This is a genomic window from Pusillimonas noertemannii (genome assembly GCF_003096595.1).
In the GTDB taxonomy this organism is placed as follows: domain Bacteria; phylum Pseudomonadota; class Gammaproteobacteria; order Burkholderiales; family Burkholderiaceae_B; genus Pusillimonas; species Pusillimonas noertemannii.
This window is the reverse complement of record NZ_QEKO01000003.1, coordinates 330,943-348,137: the sequence shown is the minus strand read 5'-3', so window position 1 is coordinate 348,137 and position 17,195 is coordinate 330,943. Positions and strand designations below refer to the sequence as shown.

7 protein-coding genes are annotated in these 17,195 nt (G+C 66.4%); all 7 read right to left on the bottom strand.

The features are described 5' to 3' along the window. Window positions 1–21: 21 nt before the first annotated feature. Genes treY through C7440_RS12650 form a run of 7 tightly spaced genes read right to left on the bottom strand, consistent with a single transcriptional unit; the run spans window position 22 to window position 17,169 of the window. The gene (gene treY, locus C7440_RS12680; RefSeq protein ID WP_116518890.1) at window positions 22–2,751 is read right to left on the bottom strand and encodes a malto-oligosyltrehalose synthase; all 2,730 of its coding nucleotides are present in this window, start codon (window positions 2,749–2,751) and stop codon (window positions 22–24) included. Further along, window positions 2,748–4,874, bottom strand: coding sequence for a 4-alpha-glucanotransferase (gene malQ, locus C7440_RS12675; protein ID WP_017522732.1), 2,127 nt, complete (start codon window positions 4,872–4,874; stop codon window positions 2,748–2,750). The genes treY and malQ overlap by 4 nt, the downstream gene beginning before the upstream one ends. 4 nt (window positions 4,875–4,878) lie before the next feature. Further along, entirely contained in the window at window positions 4,879–6,714 is a 1,836-nt protein-coding gene (treZ, locus tag C7440_RS12670; protein WP_116518889.1) for a malto-oligosyltrehalose trehalohydrolase, read from the bottom strand. Then, a complete protein-coding gene (gene glgX, locus C7440_RS12665; RefSeq protein WP_017522730.1) occupies window positions 6,711–8,819 on the bottom strand; it encodes a glycogen debranching protein GlgX in 2,109 nt (702 codons plus the stop codon). The genes treZ and glgX overlap by 4 nt, the downstream gene beginning before the upstream one ends. A gap of 4 nt (window positions 8,820–8,823) precedes the next feature. After that, complete coding sequence (gene glgB / locus C7440_RS12660; protein WP_116518798.1) at window positions 8,824–10,734, bottom strand: 1,4-alpha-glucan branching protein GlgB; 1,911 nt, start codon at window positions 10,732–10,734, stop codon at window positions 8,824–8,826. Further along, complete coding sequence (gene treS / locus C7440_RS12655) at window positions 10,727–14,152, bottom strand: maltose alpha-D-glucosyltransferase (RefSeq protein ID WP_116518797.1); 3,426 nt, start codon at window positions 14,150–14,152, stop codon at window positions 10,727–10,729. The genes glgB and treS overlap by 8 nt, the downstream gene beginning before the upstream one ends. Next, window positions 14,149–17,169, bottom strand: a complete 3,021-nt coding sequence (locus tag C7440_RS12650; protein ID WP_116518796.1) for an alpha-1,4-glucan--maltose-1-phosphate maltosyltransferase — start codon at window positions 17,167–17,169, stop codon at window positions 14,149–14,151. The genes treS and C7440_RS12650 overlap by 4 nt, the downstream gene beginning before the upstream one ends. Between the last annotated feature and the right edge of the window lie 26 nt (window positions 17,170–17,195).

Here is a 17,195-nt window from a genome sequence, read left to right as displayed (position 1 = left end):
TCTGGGTGATTGCAGTCGGGCTCAGGCCGCCACCAGCACGGCGCAGGGCAGATCGGCGAACAGGCTCCCGACCGGCAGATCGGCGTCGCGCGAGGCGTAATGGACCTTGCCCGTAAAGATGTCCTTCATGTCACGGCCGCCAGGGGCCGATACCATGATACCGGTGTCATCCCAGTAAGTCATATCGATGCGGGGCAAGGCATCCGCGCCACCCTTTACGGCATGCGCGCACAGGCGCGGTACGGCCACGACCACCTCCCTTCCCTCCAGCCGGCGCATATAGGCGATGACGCGGTCGTGGCGCCTTCCTGTCGTTGCCAGCGGCAGGTAGGCGCCCTGCGCGAACACTCCGGGGTCGTGGGTGCGCAGAGCCAGCACCCGGCGAATGACGGCCTGCTTGATGCGGCCGTCGCGCCAGGTTTGCAGCAGCGCGGCCATGTCGGCGTCGGCCTCCGTCGCGGCCAGGGCCTGGCGGCGCCCTTCGTAATCGACCGGGCGCCGGTTGTCAGGATCGACCAGGCTGAAATCCCACCAGTCCGTTCCCTGGTAAAGGTCGGGCACCCCCGGTGAAGTCAGGTGCAGCACGGCCTGCGCCAGGCTGTTCACCGCACCGGCCGGCGCAATGCCTTGCACGAAATCATGAAAAGATCGAAGCAGGCCGCCGGCCGGATCATGCGCGCCCGGTGCTTCGGCCAGCCGGCCCGATTCCAGTGCCTCGGCGAGCAGCCGCGCCTGGGCCGGGCTCCAGCCCAGCAGCTCGTGGACATACCGCGCGCAATCCCGCTCGTATTCCAGATTGGGCTCGAACCAGCTGGAGTTAATTTTGGCCTCGCGCAGCGCCTTGCGCTGCCATTGCACGATGCGGCCGGCAAAGCCCGCAAGCGCCTCGGCGTCATCCAGCCGCAGATCGAGCGGCCAGGCGCCGACCAGGGCCTGCCACAGCATGTAGCGCTCGGCGCTTCGCGAAGGCGTATCACCCGGCATGTTGCGCCATGCGCCCCATTCCGCGCAGGCGCGCCGCCAGTCGCCCACCCGCTCGCTCAACACCGCCAGCCTGGCGCGTGCGTCTTCGCCGCGCTTGTGGTCATGGCTGGCCGTTGCCAGCAGCGAGCAGGGATGGCGGGCGGCGCGCCTGGCGTTGCGCGCATGGAATTCGCCGATGCTTTCGGCCAGAACGGACGGATCCGAACCCACCTCGTTGCGCGACAACAGCGGCCCATAGCGGTAGAACACGGTGTCTTCCAGGGACTTGGCCGCCAGGGGCGGAGTAAGCTGCTCGAAGCGCCGGACCGCCTCCCGCCGGCACGCCGCCTCGTCGAGGCGATGCGTGCATTGCCCGTCCGCCTCGTTCGCGCCGGGCGAAACGTCAAGCAGCCTGGCGGTGATGAGATCCAGCAGGCGGTGCATGCCCGAAGCGGGGTCCAGGTATATGCGCGCTTCGGCCGCGGCGCCTTCGATAATCGCCCTGTCCGGGCCGCGGGCCGTGGCGCCTTCTATATAGCTGCGATAGACCGGAAAGCAGGCCAAATAGGCCTCGAGCACACGGTCGACCGCCTTCAGCGTCCACTCGCCCGGCTGCGCCCTCAGGCGCAGCAGTCCGTACACGCTGCGCACCAGGGCGTTGCGCTCGGCGACAAAGTGGCGGCGCAGCATCAATTTGCGCGCCTCGCGCAGGTAATCGGCCGCCGCGTCGTCGCAGCCTGTCACCCGCCGCCATGCCTCGACCAACTGCACGCCGCCTTGCGGATCATGCAGCACGGCGGCGACCTGGTCCATGAAGTCATACCCGGTCGTGCCGTCGACCTGCCAGCGCTCGTCCAGCACCTCTTGTACGGCCAGGATTTTCTCCACCACCAGCCAGGGCCGCCCCTGCACGCCCACGCCGCCTGGCCGCCTTTCATGCATCGCCTCGCGCAGGCGTTCGCAATAGGCCAAAGGCCGCGCCAGGCCGTCGACGTGGTCGATGCGCAGCCCGTCCACCATTCCTTCGCCGTACAGGCGCAGGGGCAGCTCGTGCACCGCATCGAATACTTCAGGCTCTTCGACACGCAGCCCTATCAGCCCGCTGATTTCGAAGAAACGGCGCCAATTGATGCTGTCCGCCGCGCGGCGCCAGTTGCAAAGCCTGTAATGCTGCCGCTCGAGCAGATCATGCAGCCGCCGCCGGCCCGTCAAGGATGCGGGGTCATGCTCGGCCAGAACGTCGGCGGCTTCGCAATCGAGCGTCCCTTCGGCCACAGGAAACCTCGCGCCGCCCGCCTGGATGAGATAGCCCCCCTGCCCGCCATGCACCAGCCTCAGCTCGCCCGCCTGCAGGCAGGCGGCATAGTCGGCCGCCAGGAACGGAGCCAGCACCTTGCCGTGCAGCGTTCTGTCAGCCGGACGCCAGTCGATGTCGAAAAAATGGGCGTAGCGACTTTGCTCGCCCCTTGCCAGCACGTCCCACCACCAGGCGTTGCATGGATGGGTGGCCATGTGATTGGGCACGATGTCCAGCAGTATGCCCATACTGCGCGCCCGCAGCGCCTGGGACAGCGCACGCAGCGCCGGCTCGCCGCCCAGCTGCGGATTGACACGGCCGGGATCGGTGACATCGTAGCCATGAAGCGAGCCGGGCACGGCGCAGGATATGGGCGAAAGATAAAGGTGGCTTGCGCCCATGTTGGCGTAATAAGGTATTTGCCGCCGCGCATCTTCCAGGGTGAAGCCGGCATGCAGCTGCAGACGTACTGTCGCCCGGGGAATGCTCACGGCCGGCCCCTTCCGCGGCACACCGCCTGAACCGCCTCTGACGCGGCCGGGCTTGCAAACAGCCTGTCGGCGGCCTCGGGCAGGCGGCGCAGCCAGTTGGGATGGCCGGCGTCCCTCGTGCCCGACGACCCCGGCATATTGGGCTGCTCCGCCAGGGCAAGCATGTCTTCCATGGGAAAGACGCACAATGGCGCGCTGCTTGACGCCACCCATTCAAGCACCTGGGAAACCGGCGCTTCGCCTCGCGGATCGGGACGCGAAGGCAGGGCGCAGGCCAGCAGGCTCCTGTCGTGTTCCCGTTCGCGATGGGCGGCCTTCAGCTCGTCGGGGCCGAGCTGGCCCAGGCGATGCCACCAATCGATATCGCGGCCCTGCCACCATCCGGCCACGGTGGGCAGGTCGTGGGTCGTGGTGGTGGCCATGGAGTCGGGCGGCCAGTCTTGCACCGGCACGAAGCGCTGCGGCGGATCCGTCTCGCGCTCGAACCAGAGGACGCGGGTGCCCAGCAGGCCCTTGTCGCGCAGCACTTCATTGAAGCCTGAAGGAACGGTACCCAGGTTCTCACCCACGACCACGGCCTGGTGGCGCCGAGACTCGAGGGCCACCAGCCCCAGCATATCGTGCAGCGGATAGCGCAGAAAGGCCCCTTCCGCCGCCGAGGCGCCTTGCGGCACCAGCCACATTCTGGCCAGGCCGAGCACATGGTCGATGCGCACGCCGCCCGCATGAGCCAATGCATGGCGCAAGATGGCCAGGAAGGGCCCGAACCCTTTCTTGCGCAGGGCTCGCGGAGAAAACGCGGTCAGACCCCAGTCCTGGCCCATTGCGTGATGCAGGTCGGGGGCGGCGCCCACCGTCGCCCCCTGCAGAATGTCCTGGGGCGCGCACCACGCCTGGCTGCCCCGCGCGTCGGTGCCTATGGCCAGGTCGGCGATCAGCCCCATGGACATGCCGGCATGCCGGGCCGCCCGCTGGGCCTTGCGCAGGCCTTCGTGCGCAAGCCATTGCAAAAAGGCATGGAAGCGCAGCTCGGATGCGGACTGGCGAGCGAAAGCCTGGGCGGCGGCGCCGTTCGGATCGCGCATCGGCACCGGCCAGTCCTGCCAGCCGTGGGCAGGACCCAGCGTCTGCGCGTAATGCGCATGCAGGGTTTCGTACAGGCAGTGGCTCTGCAAGGCCTCGCCGCCCGCATGACGAAATGCCTCGAAGGCCGGCCTGGCGCCGTCCTCTTGCTTTTCAACCAGCAGGAAGAGCTGGCGCGCCACGGCCAGCCGCGCAGCCTGCACAATAGGCCAATCTATCAAGCCCTCGGGCCCCGCTGACTGCATCCCCGCCGCCATGTCGGCCACCGCCTCGGGCAAGGAGGCCAGGGCGGCACGCAAAGTGTCTTCACCCAGCCCCAGCACGTCGATGTAGGCGGTGTTCAGGAACAGACGGCTGGACGGGGCATAGGGGCTGTAGCGCAGCGGATCGGCGCTGAACAGGGCATGGACCGGGCTGATGGCCAGGGCGCTGGCGCCAAGCCGGCCCGCCTGGTGCGCGAGTTCGGCCAGGGCGCCGTAGTCTCCCGCCCCTCCGGCCGCCCGCATCACCTGCCCATCGCCGGCCAAAAGATGGCGGCGCAGACTGTAGACCTGCGCCGCAATGCCCCAGGGGCGGCCCTGCCCGCTGCTCTCTGCCGGGCCCGCACAACGGCGCGGCGTCACCGCCAGCAGCATGCGGTGCCTGCCTATCTGCAAAGAGTGATAGCCCTCGACACCCACGGCCGCAAGCCGGACGTTCCCGTCGGCTTGCGGTTCGGCCTCGCCCTCGCAACCGTCCGAGCCCGACTCATACTCCAGCCGGTACTGCATCGCCCCCTTGTACGGGAATACGATGGGCTTGCCGGCTTCGGCCACGATCATTCTTCCGTCGAGCCGCGACTCTTCCTCGCGCAACCGCCTCAGGCTGCATTCAAGCCTCGCTCCATTGCCGCATTCCAGGCCCATCGCATCCAGCAAGGCCTTCAGCGTCTCGTCCGGCACCGTGCGCATGCGCCCGTGCACATCTTGCCAGGTGGCGGCCAGGCCGACCGCATCGGCCAGGGCATGCAAGGAAGACAAGCTGGAATGCGAGTCAGGCATCGCTTCAACCTCCTTCGGATTCCAGCGCCGCGATCGTGCAGTGCGCCGGAAGCCGACCCGGCTGCAGGAAGGCACGCGCTTCGCCACTGTCTTCAGGGCCGCTGAAGAACACTGCATCCGGCGGCAGACCCGCCAGTTCCGTGCACTCGCAGGCTTCGTCGCCCAGATTGCAGAGGATGGTCAGGCGCGCGCCGTCGTCCATCTTCCAGGTTGCGCATACCGCGCTCGGCCCCAATGCCCGCGCTCCCATGCTGCGCGCGCCCCGCAAACGCGGCACGACATATTCGCGGCGCAACGCAAGCAGCTGTTCATACCAGCGCCGCCATGCTTCCGCGGCGGCCTCGTCGTCGGCCTGCGGACGAGAGCGCCTCCAGGTATCCGGATCATTTGGATCGGGTATGCCCTGCAATGCATGCGCATCGGCAAAACCCGGAAAGCCGGCGAACTCCCTGCGCCGCCCGTCGCGAACGGCACGCGCCAGCTCGGGGCGGGTGTGACTGGTGAAGTAAAGAAACGGTGTACTGGCGCCCTGCTCTTCGCCCATGAAAACCAGGGGTATCTGCGGCACCAGCAGTTGCAGGGCAACCGCCGCCCGCAAGGCCTTTTGCCTTACGCCCAGACTGATCAGGCGCTCGCCCAGCGCGCGGTTTCCCACTTGGTCATGATTCTGCAGGAAGAACACGAAATGCTCGGGCGACAGGCCGGCGCTGGGCTCGCCGCGCAGCCGGCCCTGCCTGTGCGGGTCGGCCTGGCCCTGGAAGACAAAACCCTCGGCCAGCGCGCGGGCAAGCATGCCGCCCGCATCATCGGCATAAGACGCGTAGTAGCCTGAACGTTCGCCGGTCAGGACATGATGCAGCACGTGGTGGGCGTCGTCGTTCCATTGTGCATCGAAGCCCTGTTCCAGCAGGCTGGCCGCATTGTCGTCGTTCTCGAGCACCAGATGCACTTGCCGGTTCGGGCCTATCGACCTGCGCACGAAAGCGGCCATTTCGGGCAGCCAGCTGCGGTCACTGATGGCGTGCACCGCGTCCAGCCTCAAGCCGTCAAAACGATATTCGCGCAGCCAGTACAGTGCGTTTTCGGCAAAGAAGCGCCGCACTTCCGGACGCCGAAAATCTATTGCCGGCCCCCAGGGCGTATCGAGGTCGGTCCTGAAGAATTCCGGCGCATAGCTGGAAAGATAATTGCCGTCGGGGCCGAAGTGGTTGTAGACGACATCGAGGAAGACCATCATGTGCAGGCCATGGGCGGCATCGATCAGCCTGCGCAGGTCGTCCGGCGTGCCATAGGCGCGGTCGGGCGCATAGGGCAGCACACCGTCATAGCCCCAATTGCGCGGGCCCGGGAAATCGGCCACCGGCATCAGTTCCACCGCCGTGATACCCAGCCGGGCCAGCTCGGGAAGCCGGGCGCGCAGCCCGTCGAAGCCCCCGGCCAGGCCGCAATGCGCTTCATACAGTACGGCTTCGGTCCACGGACGGCCTCGCCAGTGCCCACATTGCCAAGAGTACGACGCCGAATCACAGACTATGCTGGCGTCGTGCACGTCGCCGTCCTGCATGCGCGAAGCGGGATCGGGAACGCTGGAGCCGTCGGGCAAGCCGAAGCGGTACAGGGTGCCCGCCGGGGCCTGGCACACCAGCTCGTGAAATCCATCGTGCGTGGCGGTCATGGGCCTGGGTTCCTGGCCCCGGATGAGCAATGCAACTTCCCTCGCGCCCGGCGCCCACAGGCGAAAACGCGTGTCGCCGCCCCCGAGCGGCACGGCGCCAAAGCCATAGAGCTGGCCGCCGGCGTCCTCTTTTCTGGACAGCGCCGCCGAAGGGCCCGTGTTCATCGCCCGCCGCCCTGGTTGTTTGCCAGCACGACAAGCCCATGGGGGTGAACCGGCACCTCTGGTGTGCGAATCTCGGCGCCGCCCGGGCGGTCGGCGGCAGTGTCGAGCCGAAGATACCACCGGCAGGGCAAGGCGGGCAGAACGAACTCGATTTCGTCGCTTCCCCCATTGACCAGAAGCAGGGTCACATCGAGTTCGCCGTCCGCGCTCCTGGCCGCGCGCTGAAACCCCAGCACCCTTCCTTCGGGATAGGCCCAGGCCTCTTCACTCATTTCGCAGCCGTCCATGTCGTACCACGCAGCGCGCCTGATGCCGGGCGCAAGCTCGGCTCCGTCGTCATCGAAGCGGTCGCGGCGCAGGGAAGGATGAGCGCGGCGCAGGGCCCGCGCGGCCGATACGAGATTCGTCAGCACGCGCCCTTCCTCGCTGTCCGCCTGGCTCCAGTCCAGCCAGGACAATTCATTGTCCTGGCAGTAGGCGTTGTTGTTTCCCTGCTGGCTGTTGCCGAATTCGTCGCCGGCAAGAAGCATTGGCGTGCCGTCGGAGACCAGCAGGGTGGCCAGCATGGACTTCAGCGCCCTGCTTCGTGTCCGGTTCACGCTTTCATCGGTCGACGGCCCTTCCACGCCCCAGTTGAAGCTGTAGTTCTCTGCATGACCGTCGCCGTTGTCGTCGCCATTGTCTTCATTGTGCTTCTCGCAATAGCTGACGACGTCGGCCGCGGTAAAGCCATCGTGCGACGCCAGGAAATTGATCGACGCCCAGGGCCGGCGATGGCGGTGATCGAACAGGGACGGCGTAGCGCTGAGAGAGGCGGCAAGCTCTCCGCGCTGTTCGCCGTCGCCGCGCCAGAAACGCCTCAAGCTGTCGCGATAGCGATCGTTCCACTCGGCAAAGCCCGGCGGATGCTGGCCCAGTTGGTAGCCGTCCGGGCCGGTGTCCCAGGGTTCTGAAATCAGCTTCAGCCGCGACAGGACCGGGTCCTGAAGTATGGCGTCGAAGAACCCGGACCCTGGGTCGAAGCCCGTGCCCTCGCGGCCCAGGGTAACCCCCAGGTCGAAACGAAAACCGTCCACCCGATAGCTTTGCGCCCAATGCCGCAAAGAGTCCATTACCATCTGCAGCACCCTCGGATGCGAGAGATTGACGGTGTTGCCGCAACCCGTGTCGTTGATGTAGTAGCGTTCTTCACCGGGCACCAGCCGATAATAGCTGGCGTTGTCCAGGCCACGCCACGACAGCGTGGGCCCAAGCTCGTTGCCTTCGGCGGTGTGGTTGTAGACGACGTCCAGTATCACCTCGATGCCCGCCGAATGAAGCCGCCTGATCGCCATGCGCAGCGAGTTCGTTCCCGCCGACGCCAGGTAGCGCGGCTCGGGCGCGAAATAGGCAAGCGTGTTGTAGCCCCAATAATTGCGCAGGCTGCGCTCCACCAGAAAATGATCGTCGAGCGCGGCATGCACAGGCAGCAGCTCCAGCGTCGTCACGCCCAGCTTGAGCAGATGCTCGATGAAGGCCGGATGGGCCAGCGCCTCGACCGTGCCGCGCCAGTCGGCGCGGACGTCGCTGCGTCTCATGGAAACACCCTTGACATGCGCCTCGTAGATGAAGGTGTCGTCCCAGGGCACGAAAGGCGATTCCGCGCCGCCCCATGTGAATCCGTCGTCGGAGACGACAGCCTTGGGCACCCAGGCCGCGCTGTCGCGCCTGTCCAGGCTCAGATCCATGCGCGGGTGCTGGACGCGATAGCCGAACAGGGCGTCCGACCAGCGCAGGGCGCCGGTCAATTGCTTTGCATACGGATCGAGCAGCAGTTTCTGCGGATTGAATCGATGGCCGTTGGCAGGGTCATAGGGACCATGAGCCCGATAGCCGTAGACCAGCCCGGGCTGGGCGTCGGGCAGGTAGCCGTGCCAGACTTCGTCCGTGCATTCGGGCAGGGGCAGGCGCCTGATCTCCTTGCGGCCGCGCGCATCGAACAGGCATAGGTCCATCCTCGTGGCATTGGCCGAGAAGACGGCAAAGTTCACCCCCAGACCGTCGCTCGAGGCCCCCAGCGGATATGGCCGGCCCGGAAGCAGCTTGTCGGCGCTTGCATCACTCATGGCCCTACTCCTCGGAAACAAGAATCAGGGCTGCCAGAGGCGGCAGCACCAGGGAAAGGGATTGCGGATGGCCATGGGCGGGTTCGGGCCGTGTGCGGACCCCGCCGGCGTTCCCGACGTTGCCGCCGCCGTATGCGTCGGCGTCCGTATTCAGCGCTTCACGCCAGCCCCCTGGCCTGGAAACGCCGATGCGGTAGGCATGCCGGGGCACCGGCGTCATGTTGCACACCGCCAGAACCGTCTGGCCGCCGCCGCGCCGCTCGTAGGCGAACACGCTGTTGTCGCGGTCGTCGCCTATCAGCCAGGCGAATCCGGCCGGATCGCCATCCGATTCGTGCAGCGCCGGCCACTCGCGATACAAGGTGTTCAGATCCTTCACCAGTGCCTGGATGCCGGCGTGCATGGGGTCGCCCGTGGCCTCCCAGCGCAAGAAGGCATCGTGGTTCCATTCGGCCTCTTGCCCCAATTCTCCGCCCATGAACAGCAGCTTGCGCCCCGGCTGGGTCCACATGTAGGCGTAGTAGGCGCGCAGGTTGGCGAAGCGCTGCCAGCGATCGCCGGGCATCTTGCCAAGCAGGGACCCCTTGCCGTGCACGACTTCATCGTGGGAAAGCGGCAGGATGAAACGTTCCGTCCAGGCATACACCGTTCCGAAGGTCATGTCGTCATGGTGATGCTTGCGATGCACGGGCTCGCGGCTCATGTAGCGCAAGGTATCGTGCATCCATCCCATGTTCCACTTGTAGTCGAAGCCCAGGCCGCCGTCCTTCGTTGCGGCCGTCACGCCGGGCCATGCCGTGGATTCCTCGGCCACCATGATGGCGCCGGGACACAGGCGCCGAACGCTGTCGTTCAATGTCTGCAGGAAGTCGACCGCCTCGAGGTTCTCGCGCCCGCCGCGGTAGTTGGGCGTCCACTGCCCCGGCTCGCGGCTGTAGTCCAGGTACAGCATCGAAGCCACTGCGTCGACCCGCAGCCCGTCCACGTGATAGCGCCGCAGCCACTCCAGCGCGCTGGCGATCAGGAAGTTGCGCACCTCATTGCGGCCGAAGTTGTAGATCAGCGTGTCCCAGTCGGGGTGGCGGCCCTGGCGCGGATCGGCGTGCTCGTACAGGGCAGTTCCGTCAAAGCACGCCAGGCCGTGCGGGTCCGAAGGAAAGTGGGCCGGCACCCAATCAAGCAGCACGCCCAGGCCGGCGCAATGGCAGACGTTCACGAACCAGGCGAAATCGGCGGGTTCCCCCCAGCGCGCCGAGGGCGCGAACAGGCCCAGCGGCTGATAGCCCCACGAACCGCCGAACGGATGCTCCATGACGGGCAGCAGCTCGATATGGGTAAATCCCATGGAGCACGCATAATCGATAAGGGCCGGACCGCGTTCACGCCATGGCGCGCCGCTTCCGGCGGCGGGCCTCCACGAGCTCATATGAACTTCATAAATGGAAATCGGCGCATCGGGCGCCTGAAGCCGGCCTCGCTGCGAGAGCCATTCCGTATCGCTCCATTCGAATGCTTCGGCCGGGGCCACGACCGAGGCCGTCGCAGGAGGAGGCTCGGTCTTGCGCGCGAGCGGATCCGCCTTCTGGGGCAGCAAGCGGCCGTCCCGGCCGGTGATTTCAAACTTGTACAGCGCACCGGCGGCCACGCCCGGCACGAACGCTTCCCATACGCCGCACTCGCGCCTCAGGCGCATGCGATGCCTGCCGCCATTCCAGGCATTGAAGTCGCCCACCACGGATACGCCGCGGGCATTGGGAGCCCAGACCGCGAACCTCGTACCGGCCACCCCCTCGATCGAACAAGGATGTGCGCCCAGGCAATCGGCCAGCTGCTCGTGGCGGCCCTCGGCCAGCAGATGAATGTCCAGTTCGCCCAGCAAAGGGCCGAAATCGTGCTCCCGCCGTGCATCAGCCATGATCGCCCTCCGTAGCGTCGGAAGAGGCCGGGCTCAGCAGGCCTTCCGCAATGCGCGTCAGGCCCTGCAGCGGAATCGGCAGCCAGTCGGGCCGGTGCGCAGCCTCGTAGCACACCTCGTATGCGGCTTTCTCCAACAGGGCAAGGTCCAGCAATATGCCGTCCGTGGACTCATCCAGCAGTTCGGGCCGCGAGTCGAGCGCCGCCTTGCGGTAGCCGTCCAGAAACGCGTCGCGTGCGCTTTCACGGAACTGCTCCAGCAGCCGGGCGTGCCGTTCGCGCGTGGTCTGGGCAGCCGGCAGCGCCAAAGAACTACCGTCCACGTTGTCGCCGGTCTTTTCGGATGCAGCCTGCGGGCCGGCGGCCGGCTCGGCCGCGGGTTCGGGCTCGGTGAACCCGTGCGCCGCGTAATCTATGGAACGCAACAAACCCGCCACATCGCGCCAGGGGCTTGCCTTGCTGCGCCTGGCCTCCAGCGGCCGATCGGGCTCGCCCTCGAAATCGATGAAGTACACATCGTTCTGGGCGATAAGCACCTGGCCCAGGTGCAGGTCTCCGTGTATGCGCAGGCGCCAATGCCCGCTCAACCGTGCCGCCGCAGCGTCCACCCGCTTAAGCAGGCTTGCCTGCTGCTTGCGCAAGGCCTCGGCCTGAGCCAGGCCTGCGGCAGGCAGCCGCTCTCGATGGCGCCAGGCCGACGCAATCGCCGCCTGCACCATCGCCCGGATGTCCTTGGCCCAGCGGCGCGCATCGGCCGCCGTGGCGCGTTCCGGCGCGAAGGCCGGATCTTCGCCGGCATCCGCCAGCATGGCATGCATCTGGGCCAGCCTGACGCCTATGGTCTCGGCCACGGCGGTATATCCCGCCAGGTCCTCCCGGTAATCGCTGCGGCTTTCTCCGGTAAGCGCCGCGCTCTCGAGCGAACGGCGCAGGTAATCGTTGGTCCAGCTCCAGGCGTCGCCCTGGTTGGGAATGCGCGCGTGCAAGAGGGCCAGGGTGCGCGGCGTGCCGTCGTCGCCCACCCGCCTCAGTTCGCCCAGCAGGGCGGCATTGTTGGCATAGCCCGCCCGGGTAAGATAGCGCGTCATTTCGGCTTCGGGGTGCTCGCCCGCCACGACGTGGCGCAACAGCTTCAGCACCGCCGTTTCGCCCAGCAGCAGCGAGCTGTTGGACTGTTCTCCTCGAAACCAGCCGATGTCGTCAGGCTCGATGTCGGCAAGCCCGGTCAGCCCCTCTTCCGCATGGAACTCGAGACGGCCGGCCTCTTCGCCCGGCAGCGGCAAGCTGACACCCGCCCTGAAGCAGTCGAGCATGGCCAGCGCAAAGCGCGGCAGGCTTACAGCGTCGACCAGCAGGCCGGTTTCGGCGGTACGCCGCACGCGCGCCAGTCCATGCTGCTGTTGCAGCGGAGTAGCCGCCTCGCCCCACAGCATGGCCATGGGCAGGAAATAGGCCTGGCCGCCCTGCCCTTGGCCGACGTCCAGTTCGCACAGCACCAGGTCGGGGTCGCCGGCCAGCGGCACGGCGTAGCCCAGTGCCACGCGCCCGACAGGCCCGTCTTGAGGGAACCACCTCTGCCTGGCGAGATACGGCGGCAGGACTTCCTGGCACAGGGCCTTGCGCGACTCGTCCAGCAGCCGCGGCCCCGACGCCGCACGGCGCAGGACCAGCGTGACATAGTCGGGCGCCTGGTCCGGCACTGCCGTATGCCACGAGGGGGACGAAGCCGAGGTACTCAACTCGAACCAATAAAAGCCATAGGGCGGCAAGGTCAGCATATAGGGCGCCTCGCCGATCGACGGAAACGGCGTTCCGCCCAGAAGCTCCACCGGCACCCTCCCGGCCATCTGACCCAGGTCGAGCTCCACGGGCTGCGAGGCATCCGACAGGTTGGCGACGCAAAGCAGGACTTCATCCTGGTATTCGCGCAGATAGGCCAGCACCTTGCGATTGCCCGGAAAGATGAAACGCAGGCCGCCCCTTCCGAACGCGCGGGTCTGCTGCCGCTTGGCCAGCATGCGCCGCGTCCAGTTCAGCAGCGAATGGGCGTCACGCTGCTGCGCCTCTACATTGACCGCCTCGTAGCCATACAAAGGCCCCATCAGCAGGGGCAGGATGAGGTGTTCGGGGTCGGCGCGTGAGAAGCCCCCATTGCGATCGGGCGTCCATTGCATCGGCGTGCGTACGCCGTCGCGGTCGCCCAGGTGGATGTTGTCGCCCATGCCCAGCTCATCGCCGTAATACAGCACCGGCGTGCCGGGCATGGACAGCAACAAGCTGTTCATCAGTTCTATGCGCCGCCTGTCGCGCTGCAGAAGCGGCGCCAGGCGGCGGCGGATACCCAGATTGATGCGGGCGCGCCGGTCGGCCGCATAGAAGTCCCAAAGGTAATCGCGCTCGCTGCTGGTGACCATTTCCAAAGTGAGCTCATCGTGATTGCGCAGGAAAATCGCCCATTGGCAGCTCTCCGGTATGGGCGGCGTCTGGCGCATGATGTCGGTGATGGGAAAGCGGTCGGCCCGGGCTATGGCCATGTACATGCGCGGCATCAGCGGAAAATGGAAGGACATGTGGCATTCGTCCCCTTTGCCGAAGTATTCCTGCGCGTCCTCGGGCCATTGGTTGGCCTCGGCCAGCAGCAGGCGATCGGGATAATGCTCGTCCATCACCGCCCGAATCCGGCGCAGCACGTCGTGGGTTTCGGGCAGGTTCTCGTTGTTGGTGCCCTCGCGCTCGACGAGATAGGGCACGGCGTCCAGCCGCAGGCCGTCTACGCCCATGTCAAGCCAGAAACGCATGACCCCGATGATCTCCTTCAGCACCCGGGGGTTGTCGTAGTTGAGATCGGGCTGGTGCGAGTAGAAGCGATGCCAGAAATAGGCGCCCGCCACAGGGTCCCAGGACCAGTTCGACTTTTCAGTGTCGCAGAAGATGATGCGCGTGCCGGCGTAGGCCTGGTCATTGTCGGACCATACGTAGTAGTCGCGCGCCGCCGAGCCGGGCCGCGCATGCCTGGCCCGCTGGAACCAGGGATGCTGGTCCGACGTATGATTGACCACCAGCTCGGTGATCACGTGCAGGCCTCGCGCATGGGCCGCCCTGATGAAGCGCCGCACATCGGCCAGGCTGCCGTAGTCGGGATGCACGTTGCGATAGTCGGCAATGTCGTAGCCGTCGTCAAGCCTGGGGGAAGGATAGAAAGGCAGCAGCCAGACCGTGTCCACGCCCAGTTCGGCAATGTAGTCCAGCCTCGAGATCAGGCCCTGGAAGTCACCCACGCCGTCGCCATCGGCATCGTGGAACGACTTCACATGCAGCTGGTATATAACGGCGTCCTTGTACCAGCCCGGCTCATTGCGCGATACAGGTACGGAACCGCGCTTGGCGGACGTGGACCCGGCGTCGCTCCGCTTCGTCATCCCAAACTCCTTATTCGCCAGACGAGATAGGGCCGCTCGGGCGTCAGCTCGATCTCCTGATGCTTGCCATGCAGTTCGAACTGCGCTTCGGTGCAAAGGTCGTCGAGCTGCAGATGGGCGTCGTCCGCCAGTCCCCACGACCACAGGGGCAGTTCCAGCCAGGCCCTCCGGCTCGAGTGAGGGTCAAGGCTGACCGCCACCAGCACGATGTTGTCGCCCTCTTGCGTCGTCTTGGAAAAGAACAGGACTTCGTCGTCGTGGACGGTATGGAAGCGCACGCCCAGATGCGTCCAGAGGGCCGGATTGGCCTGGCGGATGCGGTTCAAGCGAGAGATCTCGGCAATGATGTTGCCCGGCCTGTCCCAATCCCATGAGCGCAGCTCGTACTTCTCGGAGTCCATGTACTCCTCGCGGCCGGGCAGGGCTCGCGCTTCGCAGAGTTCGAAGCCGCTGTATACCCCCCACGAGCCCGACAGCGTGGCGGCCAATGCCGCGCGTATCAGGAAGCCGGCCCGCCCCGAAGCCTGCAGGAAATAAGGATTGATGTCGGGCGTATTGACGAAGAAATTCGGGCGAAAGGATTCAGCCAGGGGCGACGAGGCAAGCTCTTCCATATAGCTGGTGAGCTCGCGCTTGTCGTTGCGCCAGGTGAAGTAAGTGTAGGACTGCGAAAAGCCCAGCTTGGCCAGGCGATGCATCATGCGCGGCCGCGTGAAAGCCTCGGACAGGAAGATCACATCGGGGTGCCGCGCATGGATTTCTCCCAGCATCCACTCCCAGAACGGCAGCGGCTTGGTATGCGGGTTGTCGACCCGGAAGATGCGCACGCCCTGCTCTATCCAGTAAAGCACGATGTCGCGCAGCGCGCGCCACAGCGATGCCCGGGGCTTGGGCTGCGAACCCTGGTAGAAATCGGGGTTCACGATGTCCTCGTAGCGCTTGGGCGGGTTCTCTGCATAGCGCAGCGAGCCATCGGGCCGCCAGTTGAACCAGTTGCGATGCTCCGCCAGCCACGGATGATCGGGCGAGCACTGAATGGCGAAGTCCAGGGCCACTTCCAGGCCGTGCCCGCGCGCGTCGTCCAGCAGTTCCTTGAAGTCGTCCAGCGACCCCAGTTGCGGATGAAGGGCATCGTGCCCGCCCTCTTCCGAACCAATGGCATAGGGGCTGCCCGGGTCGCCGGCCGCAGCCGTCAGGGCGTTGTTGCGGCCCTTGCGATTCGTCCTGCCTATGGGATGTATCGGCGGAAAATACAGCACGTCGAAACCCATGCCCCGGATCGCCGCAAGACGCCCGCGCACATCCTGGAAGGTGCCGTGCCGGCCCGGCACCGCGGCTTGCGAGCGGGGGAACAGTTCATACCAGCTTGAAAAGCCTGCTTTGCGCCGCTCGACCATCACATGGACTTCGTCGGACATGGTTTCAAAGGGCCTGGCGTCCATCTGCGACATGGCTTGCGCCGTTGCATCGGACAGCAGCGCGCCGGCGTCCAACTCGCCGGCATCCAGCACCTCTTGAAGCGTGCGGGCGCCTTCGGACGACTGGCGGCGGGCGCGATGCGCGGCATCACGCAGCAGCGCCTGTCCCTCCAGCAGGTCCAGCGCGATGTCGGCGCCGGCATCGCACTTCTTGAGCGTCGCGATGCGGTACGACTCCCAGCTGTCAAGCCATGCCCTGATGACGAACACATGCCGGCCCAGGCGCGCGGGAGTAAAGACCGCCCGCCATCGATCGTTGCCGAGGGGCTCCATGCGGACTTCCTGCCAGCCCGACTCGTCCGCGGCTCGCCATGCGACACATGCGGCAAGCCGGTCGTGGCCGTCCATGAAAATATCCGCCTCTATGCCTACGGCCTGGCCCGGAGTGGCCTTGATCGCAAAACGGCCTCCGTCCACCAGGGGCTCGACGCTTTCAATCGCGATGCGGGATGCGCTCATTACACCCAGGCCCAGCTTGCGCTTTTCGGCCATGCTGGAAGAGGCAGGGCGCACGGGCAAGGTGCGGCGCGCCATAAAGCGCAGGCAGGCGGCCGGCGCCAGGCTTGCATGGGCTTCGGCGCAGGGCAGCTGTATGTCCGAGTATCCGTCCGGCAGCCGGGACCGCAGCAACGGCCAGTCCACGGCTGCCTTCCGCTCGGAAGACGGATTCAGGACCACGCCCGCCCCGCCCTTGATCAGGGCCGTGCAGGCGCTCAGGGGGCCCGTCAGCAAGGCCAGGGCTTCGCCGTCGTCGCGCCGGGTTCCCAGCCACTCGTTCATGGCGCGCAACTCATCGACCGCGCCCGCCCGCAATACGCGGTCGGACACGAGCACCCCGCTGCCGCTGACCGCTGCCGTCCAGATGCATCGGCGCCACGCCGTGTCGGGATCGCCGGCGTCGGCCTGAAGGCAGGCCGGCCCGTCGGCGGTTACAGGGACAATGACGGGCGCCACGGCACTCAGGCGGGCGTGTTCTTCCACCAGCCAGCTGGAACGGAAGTCCCACCACGGAAGCGAAAGAAAGGTGGCGTCGAATCCCGCCCCGCGCAGAGCCTTCACCTGTTCGGCGCTCATGCCCGGCGTCCAGGCCAGGAACCTGCCGCCTGCGGCCCTGCCGCGCACTTCGCCAATAAGGTTCCTCCAGTCGGCAGGCGCCGACCTCTCCACGTGCCTGCAGCAAAATCCCCTTACCCCCACCGCCAGCCATTGGGCGAGGCACTTCGTCCGATCGCTCGGCAAAGCAATGTCCGCCGGCGCCACATCGAGATAAAAGTGCAAGGCTTCTTCGGCGCACACAGCCGCCAGCCTCGCCAGCGTGTGATCCATGGTCTCGTGCACGTCCGGGTCGGCCATGTCTTCGGCCGTCCCCGCCGCGCGCGGGTGCCGCGCCTGACCGCATGCAGCCATGATGCCGTTGAAGCCCAGCGCTCTCGCTTGGCGGCATGTCCGTCTCCAGGCGGAATCGTCCCAGGCCTGCTCCGGCGCATCCACCAATAGAATGCGATCGGATTCGCGTGGGGTGATTGGAGATTCGTTCATAGGCCTCGTCCCTGCGCCGCGCAAGG

What these genes read in the sequence shown, in the direction of transcription:
- malQ (WP_017522732.1), bottom strand. Translation starts at nt 4,874, where the DNA reads ATGCCTGACTCGCATTCCAGCTTGTCTTCCTTGCATGCCCTGGCCGAT.
- C7440_RS12650 (WP_116518796.1), bottom strand. Translation starts at nt 17,169, where the DNA reads ATGAACGAATCTCCAATCACCCCACGCGAATCCGATCGCATTCTATTG.
- treS (WP_116518797.1), bottom strand. Translation starts at nt 14,152, where the DNA reads ATGACGAAGCGGAGCGACGCCGGGTCCACGTCCGCCAAGCGCGGTTCC.
- glgX (WP_017522730.1), bottom strand. Translation starts at nt 8,819, where the DNA reads ATGAGTGATGCAAGCGCCGACAAGCTGCTTCCGGGCCGGCCATATCCG.
- glgB (WP_116518798.1), bottom strand. Translation starts at nt 10,734, where the DNA reads ATGGCTGATGCACGGCGGGAGCACGATTTCGGCCCTTTGCTGGGCGAA.
- treZ (WP_116518889.1), bottom strand. Translation starts at nt 6,714, where the DNA reads ATGAACACGGGCCCTTCGGCGGCGCTGTCCAGAAAAGAGGACGCCGGC.